This window comes from Parabacteroides goldsteinii (assembly GCF_020091425.1).
GTDB lineage: Bacteria > Bacteroidota > Bacteroidia > Bacteroidales > Tannerellaceae > Parabacteroides > Parabacteroides goldsteinii.
Genome location: NZ_CP081906.1, coordinates 641,665 through 668,014, shown reverse-complemented (window position 1 = coordinate 668,014; position 26,350 = coordinate 641,665). Strand labels below are relative to the sequence as shown.

General features: G+C 42.8%; 15 protein-coding genes and 2 pseudogenes. 1 reads left to right on the top strand and 16 read right to left on the bottom strand.

The genetic code is table 11. The features are described 5' to 3' along the window. Positions 1 to 3 precede the first annotated feature (3 nt). The 3 genes and pseudogenes from K6V26_RS03605 to estT (K6V26_RS03595) form a co-directional block, all read right to left on the bottom strand. Positions 4 to 2,382: pseudogene (locus tag K6V26_RS03605) on the bottom strand (P-loop NTPase fold protein); the annotation flags it as partial. 134 nt (positions 2,383 to 2,516) lie between these two features. Next, entirely contained in the window at positions 2,517 to 3,389 is an 873-nt protein-coding gene (locus tag K6V26_RS03600; protein ID WP_091905360.1) for an NmrA family NAD(P)-binding protein, read from the bottom strand. Between the two features lie 195 nt (positions 3,390 to 3,584). Continuing rightward, complete coding sequence (gene estT, locus K6V26_RS03595; protein WP_006744646.1) at positions 3,585 to 4,499, bottom strand: macrolide hydrolase EstT; 915 nt, start codon at positions 4,497 to 4,499, stop codon at positions 3,585 to 3,587. Positions 4,500 to 4,800: 301 nt separating this feature from the next. Here estT (K6V26_RS03595) and erm(F) point away from each other — a divergent pair, with 301 nt between their 5' ends. Continuing rightward, positions 4,801 to 5,601 carry a 23S rRNA (adenine(2058)-N(6))-methyltransferase Erm(F) gene (gene erm(F) / locus K6V26_RS03590; RefSeq protein ID WP_004331461.1) on the top strand — a complete coding sequence of 267 codons (801 nt, stop codon included), beginning with the start codon at positions 4,801 to 4,803 and terminating at the stop codon, positions 5,599 to 5,601. 209 nt (positions 5,602 to 5,810) lie between these two features. On the opposite strand, the gene estT (K6V26_RS03585) is transcribed toward erm(F), so the two are convergent. The 13 genes and pseudogenes from estT (K6V26_RS03585) to K6V26_RS03525 form a co-directional block, all read right to left on the bottom strand. After that, the gene (estT, locus tag K6V26_RS03585) at positions 5,811 to 6,725 is read right to left on the bottom strand and encodes a macrolide hydrolase EstT (protein ID WP_006744646.1); all 915 of its coding nucleotides are present in this window, start codon (positions 6,723 to 6,725) and stop codon (positions 5,811 to 5,813) included. Between the two features lie 181 nt (positions 6,726 to 6,906). Continuing rightward, positions 6,907 to 7,770, bottom strand: a complete 864-nt coding sequence (locus K6V26_RS03580; RefSeq protein WP_153927921.1) for an AadS family aminoglycoside 6-adenylyltransferase — start codon at positions 7,768 to 7,770, stop codon at positions 6,907 to 6,909. 171 nt (positions 7,771 to 7,941) lie between these two features. Further along, the gene (locus tag K6V26_RS03575; protein WP_154138269.1) at positions 7,942 to 8,730 is read right to left on the bottom strand and encodes an APH(3') family aminoglycoside O-phosphotransferase; all 789 of its coding nucleotides are present in this window, start codon (positions 8,728 to 8,730) and stop codon (positions 7,942 to 7,944) included. Between the two features lie 171 nt (positions 8,731 to 8,901). Then, the gene (gene estT, locus K6V26_RS03570; RefSeq protein ID WP_006744646.1) at positions 8,902 to 9,816 is read right to left on the bottom strand and encodes a macrolide hydrolase EstT; all 915 of its coding nucleotides are present in this window, start codon (positions 9,814 to 9,816) and stop codon (positions 8,902 to 8,904) included. Between the two features lie 48 nt (positions 9,817 to 9,864). Then, a pseudogene (locus K6V26_RS03565) lies at positions 9,865 to 10,740 on the bottom strand (P-loop NTPase fold protein); the annotation flags it as partial. Between the two features lie 16 nt (positions 10,741 to 10,756). Then, complete coding sequence (locus K6V26_RS03560; protein WP_004291480.1) at positions 10,757 to 11,887, bottom strand: ATP-binding protein; 1,131 nt, start codon at positions 11,885 to 11,887, stop codon at positions 10,757 to 10,759. Between the two features lie 301 nt (positions 11,888 to 12,188). After that, complete coding sequence (locus K6V26_RS03555; RefSeq protein WP_004304269.1) at positions 12,189 to 12,794, bottom strand: RteC domain-containing protein; 606 nt, start codon at positions 12,792 to 12,794, stop codon at positions 12,189 to 12,191. 238 nt (positions 12,795 to 13,032) lie between these two features. Further along, positions 13,033 to 13,455: a dihydrofolate reductase family protein gene (locus tag K6V26_RS03550; protein WP_004291474.1), complete on the bottom strand. Its 423-nt coding sequence runs from the start codon at positions 13,453 to 13,455 to the stop codon at positions 13,033 to 13,035. A 279-nt stretch (positions 13,456 to 13,734) separates the two neighbouring features. Further along, positions 13,735 to 15,057 (bottom strand): sigma-54-dependent transcriptional regulator, encoded by a 1,323-nt coding sequence (locus tag K6V26_RS03545; protein ID WP_004291471.1) that lies wholly within the window; start codon positions 15,055 to 15,057, stop codon positions 13,735 to 13,737. Next, complete coding sequence (locus K6V26_RS03540; RefSeq protein WP_004291467.1) at positions 15,050 to 17,368, bottom strand: hybrid sensor histidine kinase/response regulator; 2,319 nt, start codon at positions 17,366 to 17,368, stop codon at positions 15,050 to 15,052. Before K6V26_RS03540 ends, K6V26_RS03545 begins: the two co-directional genes overlap by 8 nt. Further along, positions 17,368 to 19,293, bottom strand: a complete 1,926-nt coding sequence (gene tet(Q), locus K6V26_RS03535; protein ID WP_004291466.1) for a tetracycline resistance ribosomal protection protein Tet(Q) — start codon at positions 19,291 to 19,293, stop codon at positions 17,368 to 17,370. The genes K6V26_RS03540 and tet(Q) overlap by 1 nt, the downstream gene beginning before the upstream one ends. 657 nt (positions 19,294 to 19,950) lie before the next feature. After that, positions 19,951 to 25,767: an N-6 DNA methylase gene (locus K6V26_RS03530; RefSeq protein WP_005850525.1), complete on the bottom strand. Its 5,817-nt coding sequence runs from the start codon at positions 25,765 to 25,767 to the stop codon at positions 19,951 to 19,953. After that, entirely contained in the window at positions 25,757 to 26,344 is a 588-nt protein-coding gene (locus K6V26_RS03525) for a DUF1896 domain-containing protein (RefSeq protein WP_004291461.1), read from the bottom strand. Before K6V26_RS03525 ends, K6V26_RS03530 begins: the two co-directional genes overlap by 11 nt. Positions 26,345 to 26,350 lie beyond the last annotated feature (6 nt).

Sequence of the window (26,350 nt, the reverse complement as noted above, 5' to 3'; positions counted from 1 at the left end):
TACTTACGCGGTTTCAACCTCAGGTACTGAATCTATCGAATTGACAAATTTAACCAATTGCGGATCTGAATCTTTTTGTATGAGGTTTCGGAGACTCTTTTTCAATTCATAAGCATCATCCCCTGCTGTATTTATTAAATCCATATAAAAATCTTTGTTTTGCAGAATCAATGAACGGCATGCCCCATCGGAAATTACAGGTTTCACTATTTTATCAATAACGTCTCCAGCTTGACTTTTCAAATTACCATGCGATCTAAGCCATGTTTCGAAAAATTGAAACTTTATTGCATTGATAGTCTTTTTACCGATGCAGAAATCATTTCTTATATCGGTAACTGTCGATTTAATTTTTCGTTTATCCAATCTTTCAACTATATTCTTGAAACAATTAGGGAAAGGATTCAAACTTTGAGTTCCAGAAGCAATATCCATCAGAATCTTTTTGCCAAATTCAGTCAAGTTATCTGGCAAGGATTTGATTTTAGCCAGTAAATGTTTTATTGCGACAAACCAATAATATGATGTATGTGCTGTTCTTTGGGCGTATAATGTATCAACACTTATTTCAGACAACGCTTCGAACGCTATTTTATTGATATGATCGGTCAGGACATTGCTTATTTTAGTGGTCAAATCGTAAAAAGATGCGTCAGGAATTACATCTTTAATATTGTTCTTAGTGATATACTTATCCAAATCGGTATTCCACTCTGCTAAATGCTCGATAAATACCTCATCCGTTACACCTATTCTGTTCTTAATATCTTCAAATTGGGGCAATATGTCTGAGAGCAATAATTTATAGCCAAGTTTATGATTTACCATGTATTGTAGTGTTTCATTTAATAGCGGTATATTCCATCCCACACTATTTACTAATAAGTCTCCATGATCCACATAATAGTCCATGAGTTCTGCAACATATTTTATATCTCCACCCTCTATTAAGGAAACGGAATGACCATGTGCCAATTGCATGGCGACTAAATCGTAATATCCAGACTCTTTAATGTTTCGGCCATCAGTTTCTAATTCAGAATGCAACTGATTTATGTAGGTTGAATCTAACGTTACAGGTAAAGGTCTTTCTTCGTCAGATGCCAATAAACGATAGGTTGTAAATATAGCCCCTATATTATCTTTATTTACATTCTGTTCATCAATGCAATTCGTGATCGCTTGCAAAAGCGTTGGAAACGTATAGGTAGAATTATCTTTTAACGTTTTTACAATATCTGCATGGTCGAAATTATCGGGTAGTAAGTTTGCCAAATAATTATCGAGCGCCTCCGAATTTGTTGCTACTTGATAATATTTATATGCTTTAGTTGTCGCGTTATCCCGATAGGCAGCATCTGTTGCATTTGCAGCTTGAATATAATCGATAAATGTATTTGGCTTGACTGTTTTTGCTTCAATCAATGACGTAAAATCGCACGCCAACTTATTTTGCGCAATAAACCTGTCTATTGCATCTAACGTTTTGAAATAGTCGCCGCCATTGAAGTCATTGAACCGAACTATCTTCTTATATAATTGAGCAATCACATGGTTTTGGCTTTCCGTGTCTAAATGCAACAGCAGTTCTTGGTATTCGACAGGGAACACCTGCTTCTCTATGGATTCTTTTAATTTCAATTGTGCTATTCTTTGCCATACACGCAGAATAACATCGCTCTTTCGAGTTAATTTATGCAAACAATGTATAATCTTATCGATAAGCGCATTGTCCATACATTGTATAACTTCTTCTAATACAGTGTCAAATTGTTTATTAGTCTCTGCATATTGATTTATGTCGTGGTCTTCTTCTCCGTTGATGCAGCCTTCAATATATTTTTTCAATGGAATTTGTCGAGCATCTTCAACATCGACACCATATACCAAAGCTGCAATTTCGCGTTGTGTTTGCAGATCATTGTTAATTATTGTTTGAATGCCATTCAGATAGTCGCCGGACAATATTTGTTCTACTGGATTTGCCAGAATATCCGTCTTCTTCAAACAGAACAATGCTATGTTTATCATCAAAATTTCGTTACACCACTCTTGTTTAAGAGCGACCATCTCATTGATATATGATATAATTTCCCTAACATTGGCATTAGGATTTACCAATCTGAATATCCGATTTATAGTTTCTTTCGCTTCATTTTCTGTTTCTCCAAATGCTTCAACAAACAGTTTGTTGAATATACTTCGATAGTCGGTAATAACAGGAGGAGCAACACGATAAACAATAGGGAAAGTTTTATTGATAAAATACTTGGTCAGTTGTTTCGTTTGTTCGTCGGTCTCATCTCCGAATGCACAAGCTAAATGTGTTTCATCGAAAGGAATAACAGCCCAAACATTTTCAAAACCGCTATCGGCGAAGAACGGTTCTCGGCTTTGCGTAGTGGCGGATTTTCAGCACTAAACTTGAAACGAAGTACTCAGTTCAAAATTAGCACAAATGTTCGTGCGAAGAACGTCACTCGCCATTACGCAAAACCGATGTTAGCGGGTCGTTGTTATTTTTCGAGTTGTTGTTTCAGGTATTGCTCAATGGTTGTTTTTAGAGTCGTTATTTTGTCTGGGAACTCTGGAACTGTCAAGCCGTCAATTACTGCTTGCGTCATATCAATTAGATTGTCAGCAGTATTGTCCGTAAAACCTACCGATAAAAGTGTTTCTTTCCATTTGTCGTTGGGTATTGATTGTACGAATACATCTTTACCGACTAAAACAGAAAAAGCTTTTGCAACCTCAAGAGAGTTATATTTCTCTTGTCCAACCATTTCATACACTTTATAAGTTTTTTCTTGAATAGGTTTAGCAATGATTTCTGCTAAAAATTCCGCCAAGTCGAGTGGTGAGTGCATTGCAATTTTCAAGTTTTCAGGAAAAAATGTCGGCAAAACACCATATTGTTGAGCTGTTTCAAAGTAACCAAGCCAATTACTAAAATAGTATGATGGTCTAACAATTATTTTTTCGATTTCAATATCTTGAAAGCTTTGCTCTAAATGTCTTGACATTAGAATATTGCCTGTGTCTCCTTGATTGTGGGCACCAATACAAGATAGGCATACTATTCTTTTAACTCCGTTTTCGATAACTGCTCTTTTATAGTTTTCTACTATTCGTTTGGTGTCTCCAATGATGTCATTGGAACTCGGATTCTCTGGTGTTAATAAAAATGCGGTTGAAATACCTTGAAACGACTTTATCACTTGTTCTGTGTCAAACAAGTCAGCTTGTCGAACTTCAAGGTTCAAGTTTTTAATTTTTTCAGGATTACGAACTAAGGCTATGGCAGGAATGCCATTTTCAGATAGTCTTTTGATTAAATGAGAGCCAACTTGTCCTGATGCTCCAACGATTATTGTCTTATTATTTTCCATTTCTATTTGTTGTTACTGTTCTTGATGTCTGTCGTTTTACAATGCCCGGTAACGGTTAGTATATGAAAAGTAGGCGATTTCGAAGTGCCAAATTTTCGGTTAAGCACAAAGTATAATACGAGCCAAAAGCCTTGAATTTACTACTGTTTCGCCTATTTTTTATATACATTGTTAGCGGGTCGTTGTTTTTGTTTATCAGTCATTTATGTGTTTTTCTATTCCATCAATTATTGATTTCCAATCATCAACGTGTAATTCGTGTCCTGTACCTTCAAGGGTGATTAGATTTGAACCTTTTATTTTTTCTAGTAAAAAACCTGCATTCTTATAATGCCAAATTTTGTCGTCTGTTCCGTGGATAATTAAGGTGGGTTGTTTGATTTCGTTTAATCTGTTCCAATATTCTTCACCACCTTGCAATGCAGCGTGATTGAACATACTTATATAATTGTTGGCTCTATTGAACTCAGCTCTTATCAGTTTTTCACTTCTTTGTTTGTCAAATTGTTTCTTGCCACTCATTAATTCTGCACCCTGAATTAAATAGTTTACCACACTGTCTTCATTTGTCCAATTGACTGTACCTGCTTTACTATGGAAATCTAAAATACTCGTGTCCATTTCAGGTATAGTTGGGTCTGAGTCTCCCCAAGGGCCTGATGACATAAGAGTTAAGGAGTTAACTCTGTCGGCAAACTTTATTGATGCTATTTGAGAAATTAGTCCGCCCAAAGAAATCCCCACAAAATGTGCTTTGTCAATCTTGTAGCCATCCAATATTGAAATAGCGTCATTAGTTAAGTCAACAATATCGTATGGAGTAGAACCTGGTTCATAATTAGTGGATTTTCCTACATCTCTGTTGTCGTAACGAATAACAAAAAATCCTTTTTCAGATAATTGTTGGCAAAATTCAGTGTCCCAATACAGCATTGATACGGTTGCACCTGCTACCAAAAGGATTGCTGGATTTTTCTTATTTCCAAAACTTTCCGTACAGAGTTCAATGCCGTTTGTTTTAATTATTTTCTCTTTCATTTCTGTTTTCCTTTGTTTGCAACTGATTATTATCAGTCCTAAAATTAATATCCAAAGTAGTTTTTTTTTCATTTATCAATGTTTAACTGTTATGCTGGTATCTTTCACAATGCCCGCTAACGTTTCTCAGCTATACGCAGGCAGGGATTTTAACCACTGAACTTCCTACGAAGAACTGAACTTCAAATTTACCACTTCACTGTCATAGAAGCACGAAACCCCTGCTTGCGTATAGGTGATGTTATGCTGTCGGCTTTCATTTTTTCTTCTTTCTCGTTAATTTATCGAGCAAAGTTACTAAATTTGCCGTTGTATAATTATAAAAGAATATCTCTGTGATTTGAATTCAAGTATTCACCTTAAGAAGTAATTAATGACAAAAAAGAAATTGCCCGTTCGTTTTACGGGTCAGCACTTTACTATTGATAAAGTGCTAATAAAAGATGCAATAAGACAAGCAAATATAAGTAATCAGGATACGGTTTTAGATATTGGGGCAGGCAAGGGGTTTCTTACTGTTCATTTATTAAAAATTGCCAACAATGTTGTTGCTATTGAAAACGACACAGCTTTGGTTGAACATTTACGAAAATTATTTTCTGATGCCCGAAATGTTCAAGTTGTCGGTTGTGATTTTAGGAATTTTGCAGTTCCGAAATTTCCTTTCAAAGTGGTGTCAAATATTCCTTATGGCATTACTTCCGATATTTTCAAAATCCTGATGTTTGAGAATCTTGAAAATTTTCTGGGAGGTTCCATTGTCCTTCAGTTCGAACCTACACAAAAGTTATTTTCAAGGAAGCTTTACAATCCATATACCGTTTTCTATCATACTTTTTTTGATTTGAAACTTGTCTATGAGGTAGGTCCTGAAAGTTTCTTGCCACCGCCAACTGTAAAATCAGCCCTGTTAAACATTAAAAGAAAACACTTATTTTTTGATTTTAAGATTAAAGCCAAATACTTAGCATTTATTTCCTGTCTGTTAGAGAAACCTGATTTATCTGTAAAAACAGCTTTAAAGTCGATTTTCAGGAAAAGTCAGGTCAGGACAATTTCGGAAAAATTCGGTTTAAACCTTAATGCTCAAATTGTTTGTTTGTCTCCAAGTCAATGGTTAAACTGTTTTTTGGAAATGCTGGAAGTTGTCCCTGAAAAATTTCATCCTTCGTAGTTCAAAGTCGGGTGGTTGTCAAGATGATTTTTCTGGTTTGGTGTCGTCTTTTAAGCTGCCGCATAACGGTTAGTATATGAAAAGTAGGCGATTTCGAAGTGCCAAATTTTCGGTTAAGCACAAAGTATAATACGAGCCAAAAGCCTTGAATTTACTACTGTTTCGCCTATTTTTTATATACATTGTTAGCGGGTCGTTGTTTTTGTTTATCAGTCATTTATGTGTTTTTCTATTCCATCAATTATTGATTTCCAATCATCAACGTGTAATTCGTGTCCTGTACCTTCAAGGGTGATTAGATTTGAACCTTTTATTTTTTCTAGTAAAAAACCTGCATTCTTATAATGCCAAATTTTGTCGTCTGTTCCGTGGATAATTAAGGTGGGTTGTTTGATTTCGTTTAATCTGTTCCAATATTCTTCACCACCTTGCAATGCAGCGTGATTGAACATACTTATATAATTGTTGGCTCTATTGAACTCAGCTCTTATCAGTTTTTCACTTCTTTGTTTGTCAAATTGTTTCTTGCCACTCATTAATTCTGCACCCTGAATTAAATAGTTTACCACACTGTCTTCATTTGTCCAATTGACTGTACCTGCTTTACTATGGAAATCTAAAATACTCGTGTCCATTTCAGGTATAGTTGGGTCTGAGTCTCCCCAAGGGCCTGATGACATAAGAGTTAAGGAGTTAACTCTGTCGGCAAACTTTATTGATGCTATTTGAGAAATTAGTCCGCCCAAAGAAATCCCCACAAAATGTGCTTTGTCAATCTTGTAGCCATCCAATATTGAAATAGCGTCATTAGTTAAGTCAACAATATCGTATGGAGTAGAACCTGGTTCATAATTAGTGGATTTTCCTACATCTCTGTTGTCGTAACGAATAACAAAAAATCCTTTTTCAGATAATTGTTGGCAAAATTCAGTGTCCCAATACAGCATTGATACGGTTGCACCTGCTACCAAAAGGATTGCTGGATTTTTCTTATTTCCAAAACTTTCCGTACAGAGTTCAATGCCGTTTGTTTTAATTATTTTCTCTTTCATTTCTGTTTTCCTTTGTTTGCAACTGATTATTATCAGTCCTAAAATTAATATCCAAAGTAGTTTTTTTTTCATTTATCAATGTTTAACTGTTATGCTGGTATCTTTCACAATGCCCGCTAACGTGCCGCGTATTGGCGATGGGCGGGATTTTTAGCACTGAACTTTAATCGAAGAACAGAAGTTGAATTTTGCACTTCCGTTGATACGAAGCCGTTCAGCCCGCCTATTGCCAATACGATGTTGTACGACGTAGTTATGTTTTGGGTTTTAGTCCAGCTAAATATTTTCGTATGTCATTTTCTAATTTATCCGGGTATTTGTACTCTAATTTTTTTGACAATTCAGTTCCTATTTCTGAAACTAAATCAGTCATTGAAAATAGAGCAGTCCAATTTTCCTTTATATCGCTCCCTGAAAATGTTTGTTCTGTTTTAGCCCACATTTCCTGGTTAAGATACTTTTTGAAAAGTCGTCCATATTTATTGGTCGTTATGTTCCAATTGTGTTCACTTGCAATGTGCCATTCAATTAAAGGAATTAAATATTCTGTGCGAATAACGGTTTCCGACATAAATTTCGCATAGAATATTTCATCTCTCACAAGACACTTTGCCACGTAAGTTGTGTCCCACCAAAAATCGTTTATTAGATTTTGAAACTCTTTTTCAGACGGTTTTTTGATAATGGAAATTTGATAAGTTGGTTTCAGCATTTGCTTTGTAATACCATCTTTATCAATTAAAATTTTATAACCAATATCCCAATCTTCTGGTAATTCTTTCTCTTGCGTTTCCTTTATAAATTTTGATTTGCTGTAAAGTTTAAAATCTACTTTCACACCGTCTTCATAAAGTAGCATTTTCATTGCGTGTTTATGGTTAAAACAACTTTCGTCTTCTTCAATCATAGCAATTGGATTTCCGAATTTAAGCGTCCAGCTTTTGTCTGAAATGTAATTTGTATTATCCTCAAAAACAAATTCAATGTCTAAGTCGCTAAAATCGTCAACAGGTGCTAATGGATTTACAAGTGAACTTGTCAATAATACTGCTCTTATGTCTCGGTTATTTTTAGACCAATCAATTATTGCTTTTAGTTTTTCGTCACGAACTTTCATTTTTACGAGGTGGGTTTTACTATGTCGTACAACGGTTACGTATTGGCGATGGTGGGGCATTTGAAAAACGTCAGCCCAACATTTGCACTAATGCCCGATAGAAGCACAAATGTTGAATTTATAACTATCAGCCCCACTATTGCCAATACGATGTTGGTGGCTGGGCTTCTTTCAAAAGAACTCGTCTAATAATATATAAAACTCTATTTTATTTTTGTTTGGCTTATCAAGTCCATATACCTTGTAAAATATGTCAACCATTTCTGGTCTAAAATTATCTCGTATGTTTCTAACAGCAAGTGCAATATCTTGATATTTATCTGTTATACCTCCATTGCCAATGTCTATAAAACCACTTAAGTTATGATTGTCAAAAATTAAGTTGTCAAAACAGTAATCTCCGTGTGTAAACACTAATTCATAGTCTGATGGCTTTATGCTTAATAATTTCACAAATAGTTCTTCGGGGCTGTAAGTTTGATTTTCGGGTTGTAAGTCTGTAAAATCAATTAACCCACTATCTAAATTAAATCTTGCTTTTGAAATTTTCAAGTCAAGGTGTTGAACCAACGCAGTATTGTCGATTTTCAAAGAATGAAGTTTTTTCAATGATATTGCATATTGCTTAATAATTTCTTCAGTTTCTATTTTATCAAAATAATATTCAAGAGTTTTTCCTTGCAGTTCCGTCATACATAACAATTCAAAGTCGCTTAATTGTTCATAAAAAATAATCTTAGGAACTGGAATTTTTCCGTCAAGCCATAAATAATTTTGATAATCGTATTTGAGGTTTACATTATGGTTACTATAAATTTGTTTTTTGAGAATAAAACTCTTTGATTCATCTGTCGTAACCCTGAACAATTCAGCATTTGTTGAACCACCTGAAATTTGTGTGGTAGTATAATTTCCAAAATATTTGTCAAGTTGATTTTTTACGTCTTTACTGATGTCCATTTGCTGTGTCTTTTAGCCTTGCCACCAACGGTTAGTATATGAAAAGTAGGCGATTTCGAAGTGCCAAATTTTCGGTTAAGCACAAAGTATAATACGAGCCAAAAGCCTTGAATTTACTACTGTTTCGCCTATTTTTTATATACATTGTTAGCGGGTCGTTGTTTTTGTTTATCAGTCATTTATGTGTTTTTCTATTCCATCAATTATTGATTTCCAATCATCAACGTGTAATTCGTGTCCTGTACCTTCAAGGGTGATTAGATTTGAACCTTTTATTTTTTCTAGTAAAAAACCTGCATTCTTATAATGCCAAATTTTGTCGTCTGTTCCGTGGATAATTAAGGTGGGTTGTTTGATTTCGTTTAATCTGTTCCAATATTCTTCACCACCTTGCAATGCAGCGTGATTGAACATACTTATATAATTGTTGGCTCTATTGAACTCAGCTCTTATCAGTTTTTCACTTCTTTGTTTGTCAAATTGTTTCTTGCCACTCATTAATTCTGCACCCTGAATTAAATAGTTTACCACACTGTCTTCATTTGTCCAATTGACTGTACCTGCTTTACTATGGAAATCTAAAATACTCGTGTCCATTTCAGGTATAGTTGGGTCTGAGTCTCCCCAAGGGCCTGATGACATAAGAGTTAAGGAGTTAACTCTGTCGGCAAACTTTATTGATGCTATTTGAGAAATTAGTCCGCCCAAAGAAATCCCCACAAAATGTGCTTTGTCAATCTTGTAGCCATCCAATATTGAAATAGCGTCATTAGTTAAGTCAACAATATCGTATGGAGTAGAACCTGGTTCATAATTAGTGGATTTTCCTACATCTCTGTTGTCGTAACGAATAACAAAAAATCCTTTTTCAGATAATTGTTGGCAAAATTCAGTGTCCCAATACAGCATTGATACGGTTGCACCTGCTACCAAAAGGATTGCTGGATTTTTCTTATTTCCAAAACTTTCCGTACAGAGTTCAATGCCGTTTGTTTTAATTATTTTCTCTTTCATTTCTGTTTTCCTTTGTTTGCAACTGATTATTATCAGTCCTAAAATTAATATCCAAAGTAGTTTTTTTTTCATTTATCAATGTTTAACTGTTATGCTGGTATCTTTCACAATGCCCGCTAACGTATGGATAGAAGACCATAATTCTTTTACTTTTTCAGCGGGGAGACGATCCATGTTGTCAAAAACAAGGACTAATTTACGTTGTCCTTTTTCCTTGATAAAATCAGAAATGTCTTGCATCCATGTTTTGAACTCGTAAACCGTTGGTTCGTCTTCGCTCAAAGTCTCATAGCAAACGTCCTTTTCGACTTTATCTTGATAAATAGCTAACATATAACTCCATCCATATTTATGATCTTTGCTATATGCCCATTTCCAAACGCACAATGCAATAAGAACTGGCAGTGCAGCTATGATAATAGACAATAAAGAAAACCACCATGTTGTGGGTGTAGGTTTTACTGCATACGCAATAAATGTAAATATCGGAGTTAAAACTGCAACCAAAAATGCCGCAACCATACCATTACTGATAAGGGGATATTTTTCGGTTACGGTCTCCGTTTTACGGGCTAATAAATATTTCAGCTTTTCAGACCATGATACGGTTTTCGTACCTCCACCTTTGACTTTTATTGTTGCATTTCCAGATAGGATACCATCATCAATAAGTTTGCTTGTAAGCAATTCCAATATAGAGCGGCGTTGCAAGTCCTCTTGATGTCCCCATGCGTCATACTCAAAAAAGTAATAGTCGTCTGATAATTCACGTTCCAACATTTTAACCACGTTGGATTTTCCAGATCCCCAAATACCTTCGATGCCGATAATTCGAGGTAAAGTACATTCCTCATCCAATGAATCATTCTGACAAAAATGGCGAGCAATAGTTTTTGCCAACCTTTCTTGCGAACCTCCATCGAATTTGTCAATACCACACGGTTTATTTTGGATAAACCGCGGATATTGCTGTTTGGATTGTAGTTTTGTTTCCATATACGTAATTTATTGATTATACGAACTCCAAATAATTCTCCCGATTTACCACATGAAACTCGGCATAGGGATAGGCTTCTTGGAAGGCTTTCGGTGCGGCCGGCATTTTATTTCCCCACTTGAACTCCAAGGCGGTAAGACTGTCGGCACTCTCCTCAATCAGGTCGATTTCCTGTTTGTCGTAGGTGCGCCAGAAATAGAACTCCCTGTGCAGTCCCTCATTGAAGTTCGCTTTGCGCCGCTCTCCGATGATGTAGTTCTCCCACAGCGCACCGACATCCTGCCGAATGGCCAGCGGTGAGAAAGCCCCGATAATGGCATTGCGAATGCCGTTGTCGTAGAAGTACCACTTGCCAGCTTTTGTAACCTCCTTGCGTAGGTTACGCGAATAAGCCCCCAAACGATAGATAACGAAGACCTTTTCCAATAGGTCGAGGTATTTTTCAACGGTCGTCTTGCTCATGCCGAGTTGTTTACCTAACTCTTCGTAAGAAACTTCGCTGCCCAACTGAAAAGCTATCAATCGCAGTAGATCGCGCATCTTGCTCGAATTTTTTAAGCCGTCAATTGCTAAGATATCTTTAAGCAGGTATGCACCGACAATATCACGTAGGTAGTCTGTTTTACGTTCATAGTTCTCCATCATTACTACTTCGGGATAGGAACCGTAAATCAAGCGCGCTTCGAGGTTCTGGCGGGTTTCAAGTGCCGTTTCCGTCTGTGCGATTTCCCGTTGCGAGAATGGTGTAAGGAGAAATTGCGTACTGCGGCCGACCAACGGTTCACCAGTCTTATTCAGCAAATCGAATGACGAAGAACCACTTGCCAAGACACTTATTCCCGGTATTTCATCAACTATCAACTTCAGAATACTACCGATTTGTGGTATGTTCTGTGCCTCATCAATAGCCAGCAAATCAATACCATCCAATAAATGCCGATAATTGGCTATTGAGCGATTCTCCAATAGTGCTAATGTGTCGTAGTCTTCGCCGTTGAGCATCATCGTCCTACCTGAATAGTTGTCCACAATTTTACGCATCATTACCGTTTTACCAACACGGCGAGCACCAAAAATCAGTACTGCTTTATTGGGCGCGATTCGTGCTGTAATCTTCTCTTGAAGTATTCTATTTACTGTTTCCATACCTTATAAAATATAATGCAAAGATAATCATATTTTTTTAATTGGCGAATTTTACAAAAAAAACGGGCTATTAAATGGCGATTTTTACAACCACAATCTTATGGAAGTTGTTTCATTGTTTTTAGTAATGATATATGTTCATACTATGATGACTCAATAATTTACCAGACATACGTTTCTGAAATTTGTCCTTATAGGAATGAAAAACTCACATATATTGTGCTAATTAATATATAATTAAATGAAAATAAAAAGACAGGATACGAGTATTCCTGTCTTCTCATATGTAATGGATATTTTTTTATTTTCTCATCCGCTCCAACTCCTCATCACGCAACATTCTCTCGTTCAGTTTTTCCTGCATCCTGTCAATGAAATAGGTGCGGCTTTCGTTCTTCCGGCGTTTGATATCAGTGTAGAAGCGGTAGCAGTCTTTAGAATCAACCCCGAATATCTTATAGAGAAGTGGGGCGAGCTGTTTGAGCGGCATATTGCCGTTGTTGATGCAGCCCATCACGTCTATGCCGTAGATAAGTTCCACGAGGTCGATGGCATTGCCCGTCCATTGAAGAAGGCTGGCGGTGGTTTCTGTTGCGTTGTTGGCGGATATTAGTGGTGGCACTTGGGGCGTGGCAAGGAATTTCTGCATCTTTCTTACGAAAGACAGAGCCTTGCTGACGTAGGCGGCAATCTCTCTTTTTTCTTCTGACAGATTACGTACGGGATGGTGCTGCAACTCGATTTCGATGTAGGCAAGCGCGATGACGGTAAGGTTCATGTCCATGCCGCCGTTGCACAGTTCGATCACTTGGGTGGCGAAAGCCGTGTATGCCGTTTCCATATTGCAGTCGCCGGCTTCGTTTATCAGGCGGAAAAAGTCGGTTTCCGCCAGCAAGAAATAATTCATGGTTCTGTCAATTTTGAAAATTACACTTTGTTTTCTGCGTGCGCACATGAATATAATTGGCAAAAAACGCGGCAGAAAATAAAAAATCCAACACTCAATTTTACAAAGTGCTGGATTTCAGAGGTATAAAATTCAGTATTTTTTCACAAGGACAAATTATCTCCGACTTAAATTGTTTGTAATCGGAACATTTATTCTATTCCTGAAAATAGAAATGTATGCTTGCCGCACATTTTGGCTATCTTGCTTTTTTATCAAGGATATAGATAATGCGACATACACCGTTGGGATAGCTTTTCAAAGAGGAAAGCGTCCAGTGTTGCTCTGGCAGAGCCGACTTAAAAAAATGTCGTCCGCTTCCGGATATGAAAGGAACGGTGTATAGTATGATTTCATCCACAGCGTGCATCCGCAGCAGTCCGTTTATATAGTCTGCCGTGTCCGGTGTGGCTTCCGCGAGGTAACGGATGTTTGTGCAGTCTTTTCTCCATTCGTGCAGCATTGAAATGGAATAGTCCGGTGTCACACGGTAAAAGGCTTTCTTCCTGATTTCATCAAGACCGCAACGGTCAAGGCACAAATCCTGATGTGCTTTATCATATAACTCTGAAGAAAGACATCCGTCCATCGTCAGTACGGCGAGAATCTGAACTTTACCCATAATCGTTTCCTTTCGTTAGGCAAGGGTAAAAAAGTAGCGTGCAATTCACACTACCTTCAAGCGATGGCTCTGGTAAAGCCTTTACGGAGAGTACGTGAATGCACGCTATGCGTAAGCATAGCATAAGCATCACGCAATCGTCTCCGTAGTTCCAATTTACCAGATTTTCGCTTGAAACGCCTTGCGGTCTTATCCTATATGTTGGCGGCGAAAAGCTCCTGCCAATCGCCGTTTTTCTCAAATGTTATGCAAAGATAGCCAAATTCAGTGAATTACGGGCTATGATTGCTTGAATTTATATTTAAGTCCATACTCTTCAAGTTTGCTGTATAGTGTTGTCCTGCCTATGCCGAGCAGTTCTGCGGCGACACTCCGGTTGCCGTTTGCCTGTTTCAACGCACGCAATATCCGCTCCTTATCCTCCGCGTCATTGCGCAAGGCGAAGCTGACAGTAGAGGTCGGTTTCGTCACGGCAAGTTCCAGATGCTCTTTCATGACAACACCTTCCTGCGCCTGCAATACAGCACCCATAACTTTCTGCCGAAGTTCCCGCACGTTGCCCGGCCATGCGTGTGTCAGCAACGCTTTACGTGCTTCGGAACTGAACCCGCTCACGCTACACTCCAGCTCTCTGTTTGCCATATCACGGAAGAACTCTGCCAGCGGCATAATGTCTTCTTGACAGTCACGCAACGGAGGAACGGTTATCCCGAAGTCGTGCAGGCGGTACAGAAGATCCTGCCGAAAACGCTTTTCATTCACCGATACCTCCAAATCTTCATTGGTAGCAGCGATGATGCGGACATTGAAATTCCGGTCTGCCTTGTCTCCGACCGGGCGATACCGCCTCTCCTGTATGGCACGGAGCAACATCTGTTGGGTTTCCAACGCGAGGTTTCCTACCTCGTCCAGAAACAACGTGCCGCCTTCCGCCTCATGGAAATATCCTTTCTTGGCATTGTCCGCACCTGTAAATGCACCTTTGACGTGTCCGAAGAAAGCCGACGGTGCAAGCTCTTTGGAGAGTGAACCGCAGTCCACCGCCACAAATGGCTTGCCTGCACGTTTGCTCTTGTCATGCAACAGGTGGGCAATATGCTCCTTGCCCGTGCCGTTCTCACCAAATATCATCACGCTCATATCGGTGGCGGCTACCAGCCTTATGCGGTGCATGATTTTCTGAAAGGCGGAACCTTCACGGGCGAATATAGGCATACGGCGTTGTCCTGCCTGACGTTCTTTCAGTATGGAACGGATCAGGGGGACAAGTTTATCCTCCACAAGCTGTTTGGGAATATAGTCTATCGAGCCGAGTTTCATGCTTTCCACGGCGGTATTAACTTCGGCGTAGTCGGTCATAATGATGAAGGGCTGCATCTTTCCCTCCTTTCGCATCCAGCACAAAAGGTCTATGCCACTGCCGTCAGGCAGACGCAGGTCGGCAACCACGATATCATTATCTGTTGCCTGTTGCAGATGTTTCTTCGCGGTTGAGAGGTGGTAAGCCTTCATATTGCGGTAGCCCTCCCGTGACAGCATATTGCAGACATATTCGCAATACACGATGTTGTCTTCCACCACAATTATTTTTGTCTTATTCATCTTCGTATTTTCTCCTTTCCTCTTCTGCCAACCGTATTATTTCCACTCCCTTATCCAGCACGGCAGTCACGGCATGGCTTAACGCTTCACCATCCGGGAGAGCATCGCCACGAAGCAATCCGTAAAGTACATTCAGCGGTTGGTCGGCACGGAGCACCTCCCACGAACTGCGCAGGTGGTGGATCAGGGAATCCAGCTTTTGCAGGTCTTTTTCTTTTGCTGCATCCCGTACCGCCTGCATTTCCTTTTCTGTTTCAGTTATCAACTTTTCCAGCATGACGGCTTCATTGCCATAGGACAATAAGGCGGAAAAGTCCGGTTTCCCGTCCGGTGTCGCTTTTATGGCACACCTGTCGGAAACCTCCATCAGTTCCGATATGGAGAACGGTTTGAACAGGCATCCGGCAAAGCCTTTTGCCAATAGTTCCCCTTTGTTACAACTGCCCGAAGCGGTTGCCACAACCACCGGGATTGTTGGTGAATTGCCCACGTTGGACGAACGCAACAGTTCCAGCAATTCGAAACCGTTTATATCGGGCATATTCAAGTCTGTCAGCAACAGGCTGTATTCTTTCTGGCGTATCATTTCCATCAGTGCCGCAGCATCGGTGCAAGTGTCGCAGTGTATTCCTTCTTGGGAATACATCTCTTTCAGCATCAGAAGTAATACCTCATCATTGTCAATGGCGACAACATCATGGAATTTATTGTTATGATAAACAGGTGTATTGCTTGTATATCCAAGCTGTTCTTCAGCTTCCTGCATAGAAATTTCAACTGTGAAACGACTGCCTTTCCCTTTCTTGCTGTCTAAACGGATTGTTCCGCCAAGCATCGACACAATATTACGCATTATGGCAAGCCCAAGCCCGAAACCCTCCTTTGCGGCGGCATTTGATAGACGTTCAAACGCACCGAACGCTTGTTTCTGTTCCTCTTCTGTCATGCCTGTACCTGTATCTTCAACGACCAGTGTCAGAACTCCATTATCATATTCAGTAATCAAAGAAACACCGCCTTCTTCTGTGAACTTGACAGCGTTTGACAGCAGGTTATTCCCGATTTGTATTATTCGCTCTTTGTCGGTCAATACAATGGCATCGTGTCCAGTCTTCACGGACAAGGACAGCCCTTTGTTCACGGCAACAGGCATGAACTCCGTTTCAAGTGTGTGCGTGATTGCTGAAATCCGGCAGGGTGACAGACGGGGCTGTTCCTTGCCGTTGTCCAGGCGGAAGAAGTCAAGCAAAGTGTTAAGCATATCCCGCATACGGTCGGAGGATTGCAGTATGTTTTGGATATACTGCCCGGACTTATCCTCACACTGTTCTTTCCGTATCAGTCCGGCATAGCCTGTTATTGCTGTCAGCGGTGTGCGCAGTTCATGGGTGATAGTATGTACCGCCTTCTTCCTTGACGTTATCAGTGCCTCGTTCCGTTGTACGGATTGTTCCAGTTGCCTTATCAAATCAGTTGTCTTGTGCTTGTATTGTTTAATGCTTTTTGCATCACGATGTATGATGATGTAGGAAATTAACAACAATAGAAGAACGAATCCCATTAAACCGCCTACTTGCATAAATGACTTTTCACGCATGGCAACTATTTCGTTTTCCCGGCTTTGCAGTTCGGTTTGTACCTTTTCTTCTATTTGGCAAATCAATTCTTGCAGTTGTCTGTTAAGTTCTGCATTACGAGCTGCAAGGCTGTCGGCTTGTTCCGACAATTGGCGATCCTGCACTTTCTGTTCGCTGATTACGTTTCTATTGACCGAATGAAGGATAGTGGTTGATACTGCTGGAGTTACTTCCTTTTTTTTGCCGAATATGCCTAAGAAACCTTTTCGTTTTGGCTTTTTGGACTGTTCCTGCACACTTTTCTGTACAATAACCGGAATTTGATTGGCTATCTTCTTGTTAATAGATTGTTGTTCATCCATTAACCGGACTATCTGGAACATCTGTCGTTCCTTATCCTCTAAAAGACTGCGCACACTATCGATGCGCTCTGCTGGATAGGTGGCCTTGAAACGGCAGAGCATACTGTCCATTGCCATACGCCGTGCATGGTAATGCTCGATATCTTTATCGTTCCATTCCAGTATTGTTTCACCCAATAGAGAAAATTTTATCATTTGAATATTGATATTGTTTATTTCTTTTCGGAGCTCGTCTATTTTTTTATTGCCAAGTTCTAATGCTTCTATCTCCTGCCATTCATAGAGGCTATTATATGCCATACATCCGATAAGAATGGAGATAAGTATATATCCCAACCGTATTGCCTTATAGAAATTTCCTGACCGCTCCATTATTTTAATGACATTGATTTTTGGAACATGAATAAAAGTTTATCTTTTTCGTTCATGCGGATATTATCAGAATAACCGTCTTTTGTTATTTGATACCCACATGGCTTAACCATAAAAATGCCTAAGCCCTTAGTGTACGAACTTACTTCTGAGGCATAGTCTTTACTTGTATTTAATGGAACTTTCCCTTTAATATGACACCACTCATTATTACAACTGATGTCTTCAATCTCAGACATCAGTTTTTGCAAATCTGTAATAGCTTTGGAACTCGCTACTTGGGGTATCTGCAACTCAAAACAGAGCATCGGTTCGAGAATGTCCACACCTGACTGTTGCAAAGCCAGCCTGAAGACATAAGGGGTCAGCTGTCTGAAATCAGCAGGTGTACTTACCGGGCTATAATACTCGGCTTGAGTAAAAGTTACTTTCAGATCTGTCACTTCCCATCCATGTAAACCAGATTGGCAAGACATACGAATCCCTTCAAAAACGGCATTTTGAAAAGAATGGTTCAGATAACCATAGGAGATGTCACTTTCGATTTGCAACCCTGCCCCTAACGGTAAGGGTTCAAGAGTCAGCCCTATTGTGGCCCAGTAAGGGTTGGGTGGTACTTCGATCTGAATAATCTTATTGACCTTTTTTATAGGTCGTTCTTTGTAGATAGTCTTGATCTCATCAAAATGGACCTTTACGGAAAATCGTTCTTCCAGCAATGTCTGTATGATTTCCTTTTGGGTCAAACCATATAACGAGATTTCCAATTCATCACTATATGAGTTTATGGAAAAGGACAAAGACGGGTCTTCAATCCACAATGTATTCAGAGCGGATATCACCTTGCTTCTCTCTTCGGGCTTATTTGGCCGGACGGAGGATTTGAGAGCGGGATGCTGATGAGATAATCCTTGAATCAAACAAGGTTTAGCACCTAAATAATCTCCGATTCGAAAATCTTCTATATCTTCTACAATCGCGATATCATTGGCACCCACTTCATCAACATTTATCTCTCTGCCCTGATAAATAGTCTTTAGATTTTTAATCTTGATGAATTTTTCCGAATCGTTGATTCTTACAACGTCTCGAAGTCTCAGACTTCCGTCAATTATTTTAAGAAAACTTCTTTTATGCCCTTTGGGGTCATGCTCTATCTTATAGAGATAAGCTGAAAGTCTGTTTGAGACTGATGCCGGAGGAAGTATAAAAGAAGAAATGGCGTCCAACAACTCATTGATACCGATATTGAACATTGCTGATCCATGTAGCACCGGATAGACTTTGGCTTTTGCCACAAGAGCGATTATCGTATTCCAATAATCAGCCGGTGAAATTTCGCTATCCGCCAAATATCGTTCTAATATATCGTCGTCATGGTTGCATACAAATTCTTTGTATTCTTCCTTTATATATGTTTGGGAGCAAACCGGATAAACCGATCCATCGACAACAGTTTGCATAAACAGGACATCTTGCGACAGATTTGTTTTTATATCCATATACAAACGCTCCAAATTCACACCGGCACGGTCAATCTTATTGATAAATATAATTGTCGGGATTTGCAGCTTTTGTAAAGTACTGAACAGCAACTTTGTCTGCGCTTGTATGCCTTCCTTTGCGGATAAGATGAGGACTGCTCCATCAAGCATTTTGAATGTCCGCTCCACTTCCGCAATAAAATCCATGTGTCCCGGAGTGTCAATGATATTGCATTTCACTCCATTCCAGATAATAGATGTCGTAGAAGCCCGGACAGTAATTCCTCTACGTTTCTCTATATCCATAGAGTCCGTTATGGTGTCACCATTATCCACACGGCCGCACTTTTCCGTTGCTCCACTGGCAAACAGCAGATTCTCGGTTACGGAAGTTTTTCCTGCATCAATGTGAGCAAGAATTCCTAAATTTATAATATTCATTTGGATTAAGCAATAATATACTACAGTAGATGCATTGTCGAAACGCACCTTTTAATACCTCCTCGTAGCATATGAGAACTACAGGATTACTAACTCGTATTAATATGTATATTATTACTGCCGCATAACGATTACAAAATTACACAAAAAAATATATCTAACAAAAGTGGGAGGATTTTTTAACTTTTTACCATAGACATTTTATTAGGGAAGCGTAGGTTCAACTGGCAAGTACAAATAAGTAGAAATGTTTGAACAACACCGTTTTAGGAAGTTGAAAAATCAAGTTTCTCTCTCGGTATAGCGTTTATTTTGGCCAATATCTTCTTTAGTTTAGCATTTGTGTATTTCCCATTCGTGTTCTATTTAGCTCCTTATTATGAGTATGTAGCAAGTTACTTATCAAATTCAGCCTCTTTGAGGGTCAAATATGGTTTTGCAAATGGTGACTGACAAGACATAAACAAGGTCAGCAGGAATTTTTTACATAAATGGACATGAATGTATATAACCTAAAATAAGAATAAATTTTAATAAGGGCTGCCCAAAAAGAAAAAAATGCAGTTGCCATCCTATAGATACTTGCAGAAAGGATAAAATTTACTTTTAGACCTTTTGGGATAGCCCTTATTAATACTTCAGATAAAATTCCTTAGGTTATATTTTCAATCCTTTGGACCGGGTTTCCTCCTTGGCATACAGTCCCGGACGCCCGATTATGACATGGTTGGCAACGATACTATCCGCCGGACTGCGTATCTGCGGCGGTGCATTTTCGGGATATTGCGCCTGCCTGTTCCTCACATCTTCCGCTTCCGGCTTGAGCTGTTGCCCTTCATTCTCCTTTTCTGCGACTTCGGGCGTGGGTGGCGCAAGCTCCAGCTGAATTTTTCGGTCAAGGGCGGCAAGTTCGGACTTCAACTGCTTCAGCTCGTCCTCCTTCTTCCACACCTTACCCGCTATCTCCTGTAACTGCGGTATCTCCATCTCCAGCACCTCGTTCTTCGCCTTGTACTGGTCGATGATGGAGGGTATCCTCTCCATCGCGTTGAGGAAGTTGCGGGCGGCGGCCAACGGGTCAGCCATCGCCAGATGCCCGTTGTTGTAGGTGTACTTGTAGTTCCCCTCGACCACGAAGCGGTTGTCGGTGAACTCCAATCCCTCTTTGAGTATCCTTTCGCTCACCACCTTTATCGGAAAACCGTAAAGTTCACCGACCTGCGTGTACAACCCTCCGGTCGTGGCATTCTTGGCTATCTCCTGCAAACGCTTTCCGATGACCTTCTCATCGGCGGAATCCACTCCGTCCACCTTTATTATATTAAGGCGGTTGCCCTCCTTGTCGGTCTGCACCACCGACAGGAAGCGGTTCCAGTCCTCCGTCATGGCATCTATGAAAGCCGTGTTGTTGCGCAACTCGCCGGTCTTTGACTCCAGCTTGAACTCCGAATCACGCTTGCCCTTGTTGAACGACTTGCGTTCCCCTTCGAGCGATGCGATCCGCTTTTCCAGTTTCGCCTTGTCCAACAGGTCGGTATTGCCGGAGAGCAACGCCATGTATTCCGAGAAATTCATGCCCGATTTTTCGTCCATTGCCCCCTCGTCGATGGTACGCGCACCCATCGCACCGCTTTTGAGCTGGCTTATGAAAGTCTGCTTGCAGTGCAGGAGGTTGAACTTGTAGCTGTCCAGTGACTTCTCCACCGCGTAGATGATTACATCCACGTTGTTCCCGGCGAAATGTTTGGCAATCTCATTACCTGCCCTAACTCCGCGTCCGTCACGCTGTTGCAAGTCGGACGGTCGCCACGGCGTATCGAGATGATGGATAGCCACACACCGTTTCTGGGCGTTCACACCCGTTCCGAGCATAGAGGTAGAGCCGAACAGCACACGCACCGTCCCGGCGTTCATGGCGTCTATCACCGCCTTCCGCGCCTTGTCGGTCTTGCACTCCTGAATGAAGCGCACCTCGCTTGGCGGTATACCGTAGTCCTCCGTCAGTTTGCGCTTGATTTCCGAATAGACGTTCCACCCGTCGCCCGGCTGGTATGTCCCCAAATCAGAGAAAACGAACTGCGTGCCTTTCTGGGCGTCGTATTTTTGATAATACTCCGCGATCATCTTGGCACAGTGACTCGCTTTGTTGTCGGGATGATCTTCGTAATTCGGGTCTATCATGCGCATGTCGAGTGCCATTTTCCGGGCATAGTCCGTGGCGATGAGCATCTTCGCCTTTTCTTCCGTTTCCGAAAGCGGCAGCCTGCCCAACAAGGTGGCATCGCCCGTCTTGGCGAACTGCATCAGTTTCTGTATGAAGTCCTCCTGTTCCGGCGTGGGCGGTATATGGTGCAGTATCTCGTTCTTGGCAGGACGGTCAACGCCCACATCCTCCGCCGTGCGGTAGTCCGTGATTTCATTATAGAAGGCGGCAAGCTCCGGCACTTTGATGAAGTAGCGGAAACGCTCCTTCTGGACCACATTGTTCGTCACGTTAAATTCAAAATCCGTCGTCTTCTTGGCAAATATCGCCGCCCAAGCGTCGAAACACCTTATGTCCTGCCGTTCCAGCTCCTTCGGGCGCAGGTACTTGAACAGCAGGTACAATTCAGTCAGTGAGTTGCTGATAGTCGTGCCGGAGAGGAAGGTCGCACCCAAGTCTTTTCCTGTGCGCTCCTGTATGGTGCGTATGGCAAAGAGCATGTTAAGTGCCTTCTGGCTTCCCTCGCTGTTTCCCAATCCCGCCACACGGTCGTGGCGCGTGTTGAAAGTCAGATTCTTGAACTGGTGGCTCTCATCTATGAAGATGTGGTCGATGCCCATCTGCTTGAAATCCACCACGTCGTCCGTGCGTGACTTTATGGCGTGTTCCACCTTCTCCAGCTTCGCTTCAAGGTTGTGCTTGCGCTTCTCCAATCCTTTCAGCATCGCCCGCGACACGTTCTTTCCCTGCTGCCGTAGCACTTCGAGGTTTTCCTCCACCGTGTCAAGCTCTGCTTGCAGGATGCGCTGCTGCAATTCCGGCGACTGCGGTATCTTGCCGAACTGGTCGTGCGACATGATGACGCAATCGTAGTCGTTGTTCTTTATATTATTGAAGAAGCGCACACGGTTGGCGGTCGAAAAGTCCTTCTCCGAAGCGTACAGAATACGTGCGTTGGGATATGCCGCCTGATAGGTGGCTGCAATCTCCGCAACGTTGGCTTTCAGCCCGATAATCATCGGCTTGTGTGCCAAATTCAGACGCTTCATCTCATGCGCGGCGATGCACATTATCAGCGTCTTACCGGTTCCCACCTCGTGGTCGCAAATTCCGCCGCCGTTCTGTTTCAACATCCAGACGCAATCCATCTGTGAGGGATAGACGCTCTTGATACCCCGGCTTGCCAGCCCTTTCAGGTTGAGGTCGGGAAAGGTCTGATGGGAGCCGTCGTAGCGCGGGCGCACGAAACAGTTGAACTTGCGGTTATACATCGTCACAAGCCGCTCCTTGAACTGCGGCGACTGCTCTTCGAGCCATTCGGAGAAGCCGTTTCGTATCTCGTCAATCTTGGCGTTGGCGAGTTGTATTCCCTCGCTGTCGCGCATCTTGATGTCGTTGCCATGCTCGTCCTTGCCGATGGACTTCATCATGTCAGGGCAGGTGTTGTGCAGGGCGTGTTTTAGGAGGTGCATACCGTCATAGTTCCGGTAATACCCCTTCACCAGAAACTCGTCCGTGATTTTCATGGTGCGGTAGCCGCACACCACCGAAAACTCGTCCATGCTTGCGGAATAGGCGATTTTCACCTCCGTGTCGAACAGCCGGCTCATGTAGGCGGCATAGACACCCGTCGGAATCCAGCGTTCCCCGAAATTGAAGTCCAGATCCTCGAAGGCGATGCGCTGCGGCTCGGCATCTTTCAGAGCCTCCAACGCCTGCTTCACCTCCGGCATACGCTCATTTTCGGGATTGTCACCCATCCATGCCTCTATGCGTTCCGCTTTCTCTATGACATTTCCGGCGATGAAACGGTCTTTGATTTCGTAACCGGTCACGAGCGGATTGTAGTAGATGCGCCCTTGCAGGGCAGTGAGCAAATCCTCCGCCGTGCTGTCGGTTATCTCCCGCATATAGTCGAGATTGACCGTACCATATTTGTTGAGCGACGCAGACAGGGCTTCTTCGGGAGAGCCTACGTTGGCATGGCTCTCCACCGCGAAGGAAACAGGATGCTCGAAGATGTCCGCCTTGACGAACTTTCCGTTTTCCATCCGTTCCAGCGAAAGGATGTCGCGCCCGCCCGCATCCATCATCACTAACTTCACGTTCTGCTTGGCGTTGAGGTTGCCGTAGCGCATGACAAACTCATCGTAACAGGTATTCAGATGCTCTCGCCACGGAACATTTGCCTCGCGCCGGAGCGATTCATAACGGTACAGACGCTCGTAGGCGTCACGCAGCGACACATACAACAACGCCTTTTCCTTCTGGTATCCTTTCAGGTCGAGCGGCTGGAATGTCGCCCCGTATGGCGTGATGTCTTTCAGGTAGCCGATGTTATGACGCCCCCGGTCAGCCACCAGCGACCCTTCGCGCAGGTGCATCTCCGGCGTGCGGTGGTAGGCACGCGGAGAAAGGTCCACGACTTCCTCCTTCGGCTTTTCCGCTTCGATGTCGGGGAAAAGGAAAGTCCCCACCGCTTCCGATGGGGTATCTGTAACGGCAGGTGCGGCGACTGCCTCCGGCTGTGTTTCCTCCTGTCGTGGCTGCTCACGGGAAGTTTCCGGCACGGCTTTCACTTCCGTCTTTTCCGCCACTTGTTTCTCTTTATGCTGCCTTGCCAGTTCCCGAAGTTCTTTCCTACGCTCCGGCGTCAAACCCATCATCATTTCATAGAAACCGTTGATGGGAGGATTGGTATCCCAGTCCAGTGTGGCATAGATGTCGTCCGGGTCGGCAGGCTTGGCGGTGTTCTCCGCTTTCACCTCCTTATTCTCCATTGCGGGTTTTGCAGTTGGAGCTGTCGGTGTAACCGTGACTTTCGGTTTGGGCGGAGTGGACTTTGCCGTAACTGCCTTTTTCACCGTCTTTTTCTTTTTGGAGGTTTTCGGTTGGCTGACCTCTTCCGTCATCCCCCAGAGGTCAAGCAGGGTGAGCTGCACGCCTGCGGAATATTGCGGGCGCGGTTCTATCTCCGGCTTTTCATCTGCGGGTTGCGGCTTTTCTGTCGGAGTTTCCACCGTCTGCGCCGAGGATACTGTTTCCAATTTTATGGCAGGACGCTCTACTTTATTTTGAACGGCAACTTTTTCTTCCGTTCCTGCCTGCCGGATTGAACCCGAATACAAGCGCATGGCAAGCCTGTAATGGAAATCCTCGTCGAGCATACGGCGCAAATCCCCGGCGATGCCTGCTGCCTTGCCCTCGTGCAGATAAACCATAGCGGGCTTCCCGTAGGGGTCTGTGTCAAGTTTCGCCATCGTATGCACGATGCGTTCCGGGTGGTGGATGAAATAGGCGTTGTCGGTCAGGGCGGTTTTCGTGTCCGTCTGTATCACGGTCATCAGCCGCTCGTCCTGCGACATTTCCTTCTTGCTGAGGTTCTTTTGCAGGACAATCAGGTCACTGCCCACCTCCGTGCCCGCGTTGTCCGTGAACAGGTTGTTGGGCAGGCGTATCGCGGATACCAGATTGGCCTGACTGAACAGCTCGTTACGCACGGAGGTCTTGGTGCTATTCAATACCCCTTGCGAGGTGATGAACGCCACGATACCGCCGTCACGCACGGCATCCAGTCCTTTGAGAAAGAAATAGTTGTGGATGGTTTTCTGGGCGGAGCGTCTGCCGAAAGAGTCGCTCCGCTGAAACTCCGCGTCGAACACGGCAATGTCACCGAACGGAATGTTGGACACCGCCAAGTCGAAATAATTGTTGAACGGTCTTTCGATTTTCTCAAAACCGCAGGTGCGCATTTTCTGGTCGGGATAGAGATGCCTCAAGATTGTACCCGTGAGCAGATCCTTCTCGAAAGCCATCACATCCGCATTGGGGCTGTGCCGCAGCATGGAATCCACGAACACGCCGACACCTGCCGACGGTTCGAGCATACGGGCGGGGCGGACGCTGTAATCTGCCAGCACGTCCGCGATGGTGTCGGTTATCTCTTTGGGGGTGTAGAAAGCGGTCAGCACGGACGCTTTCAGCGAATCCACAAACCGCTTGTACTCTGTTTCGTCCTTGCTGTTCTCACGGATAAGCCTGTGCAGCTCCACCGTCGGGGCGAACAGTTCGAGGTCGGATTTCGCCCACCGGACGGCATCCGTCAGTTCCTTTGCAGGGTTGAGGATACATTTCAGACCGCCGAAACCGCAGTACCTTTGAAGTATGGCACGCTCTTCGGTTGTCGCTGTCCTATTTTCCCTGTCAAGGATGAATGCCGTCCGTATCGCCTCGATGTTGTCCCGCAGTTTCTGTTTGCGGTTAAACGCCATATTCGTCTAAGTAAAGGACGGTTGCTCCCGTCAGCTCCGTGTAGAGCAGGTCGTAATCGGAAGACAGGGCGAAATTGTCATCCGAGAGGTCATAGACGGAGAACACGTTGCCGACAAGCGGCAGCAGTTTCAGGACAAAGGCTTCACGCTTCTCTTCCGGCACTTCATCGGCAAACTCGTTTTCCACGACTTCGCGGAGGATGGCGTAACGGGAATAATGCAGCCCGCGCAGCAGCGTGTCCATCGCCAGTTCCTGCGCACCATCGGCGGGATAGCCTTCAAGCCGTGCCCTCTCATACGTTTCGGCGGCACGGTCGGCCCGTTCCCGTATGAAAGCGGTGTCGTCAGCCTGTTCAAACTTGTTCGTGCGGAGATAGTCCAGCAGGTACAGACCGTAATAGGAAAAGTCGGTCTGACCCTCGTTTTTCTTCTTGTTGTTCATTACTTTGGATTTAGCGGATTGATAATTAACGGGATAATCGGTTGGAAAAAGGAAGAAAAAGGCACTCGGTATCCCTCCGAGTGCCACCACTAAATCCAAAGTATGAGTGTAATCCGGTATCGAAGAACAATTCATTACTCT

Excerpts from the sequence above, each read along its gene's own strand:
- K6V26_RS03550 (WP_004291474.1), bottom strand. The coding sequence starts at position 13,455 with ATGGGTAAAGTTCAGATTCTCGCCGTACTGACGATGGACGGATGTCTT.
- K6V26_RS03530 (WP_005850525.1), bottom strand. The coding sequence starts at position 25,767 with ATGGCGTTTAACCGCAAACAGAAACTGCGGGACAACATCGAGGCGATA.
- estT (WP_006744646.1), bottom strand. The coding sequence starts at position 9,816 with ATGAAAAAAAAACTACTTTGGATATTAATTTTAGGACTGATAATAATC.
- K6V26_RS03540 (WP_004291467.1), bottom strand. The coding sequence starts at position 17,368 with ATGGAGCGGTCAGGAAATTTCTATAAGGCAATACGGTTGGGATATATA.
- K6V26_RS03575 (WP_154138269.1), bottom strand. The coding sequence starts at position 8,730 with ATGGACATCAGTAAAGACGTAAAAAATCAACTTGACAAATATTTTGGA.
- estT (WP_006744646.1), bottom strand. The coding sequence starts at position 6,725 with ATGAAAAAAAAACTACTTTGGATATTAATTTTAGGACTGATAATAATC.
- estT (WP_006744646.1), bottom strand. The coding sequence starts at position 4,499 with ATGAAAAAAAAACTACTTTGGATATTAATTTTAGGACTGATAATAATC.
- K6V26_RS03525 (WP_004291461.1), bottom strand. The coding sequence starts at position 26,344 with ATGAATTGTTCTTCGATACCGGATTACACTCATACTTTGGATTTAGTG.
- K6V26_RS03560 (WP_004291480.1), bottom strand. The coding sequence starts at position 11,887 with ATGGAAACAGTAAATAGAATACTTCAAGAGAAGATTACAGCACGAATC.
- K6V26_RS03600 (WP_091905360.1), bottom strand. The coding sequence starts at position 3,389 with ATGGAAAATAATAAGACAATAATCGTTGGAGCATCAGGACAAGTTGGC.
- K6V26_RS03555 (WP_004304269.1), bottom strand. The coding sequence starts at position 12,794 with ATGAATTATTTCTTGCTGGCGGAAACCGACTTTTTCCGCCTGATAAAC.
- K6V26_RS03545 (WP_004291471.1), bottom strand. The coding sequence starts at position 15,057 with ATGAATAAGACAAAAATAATTGTGGTGGAAGACAACATCGTGTATTGC.
- K6V26_RS03580 (WP_153927921.1), bottom strand. The coding sequence starts at position 7,770 with ATGAAAGTTCGTGACGAAAAACTAAAAGCAATAATTGATTGGTCTAAA.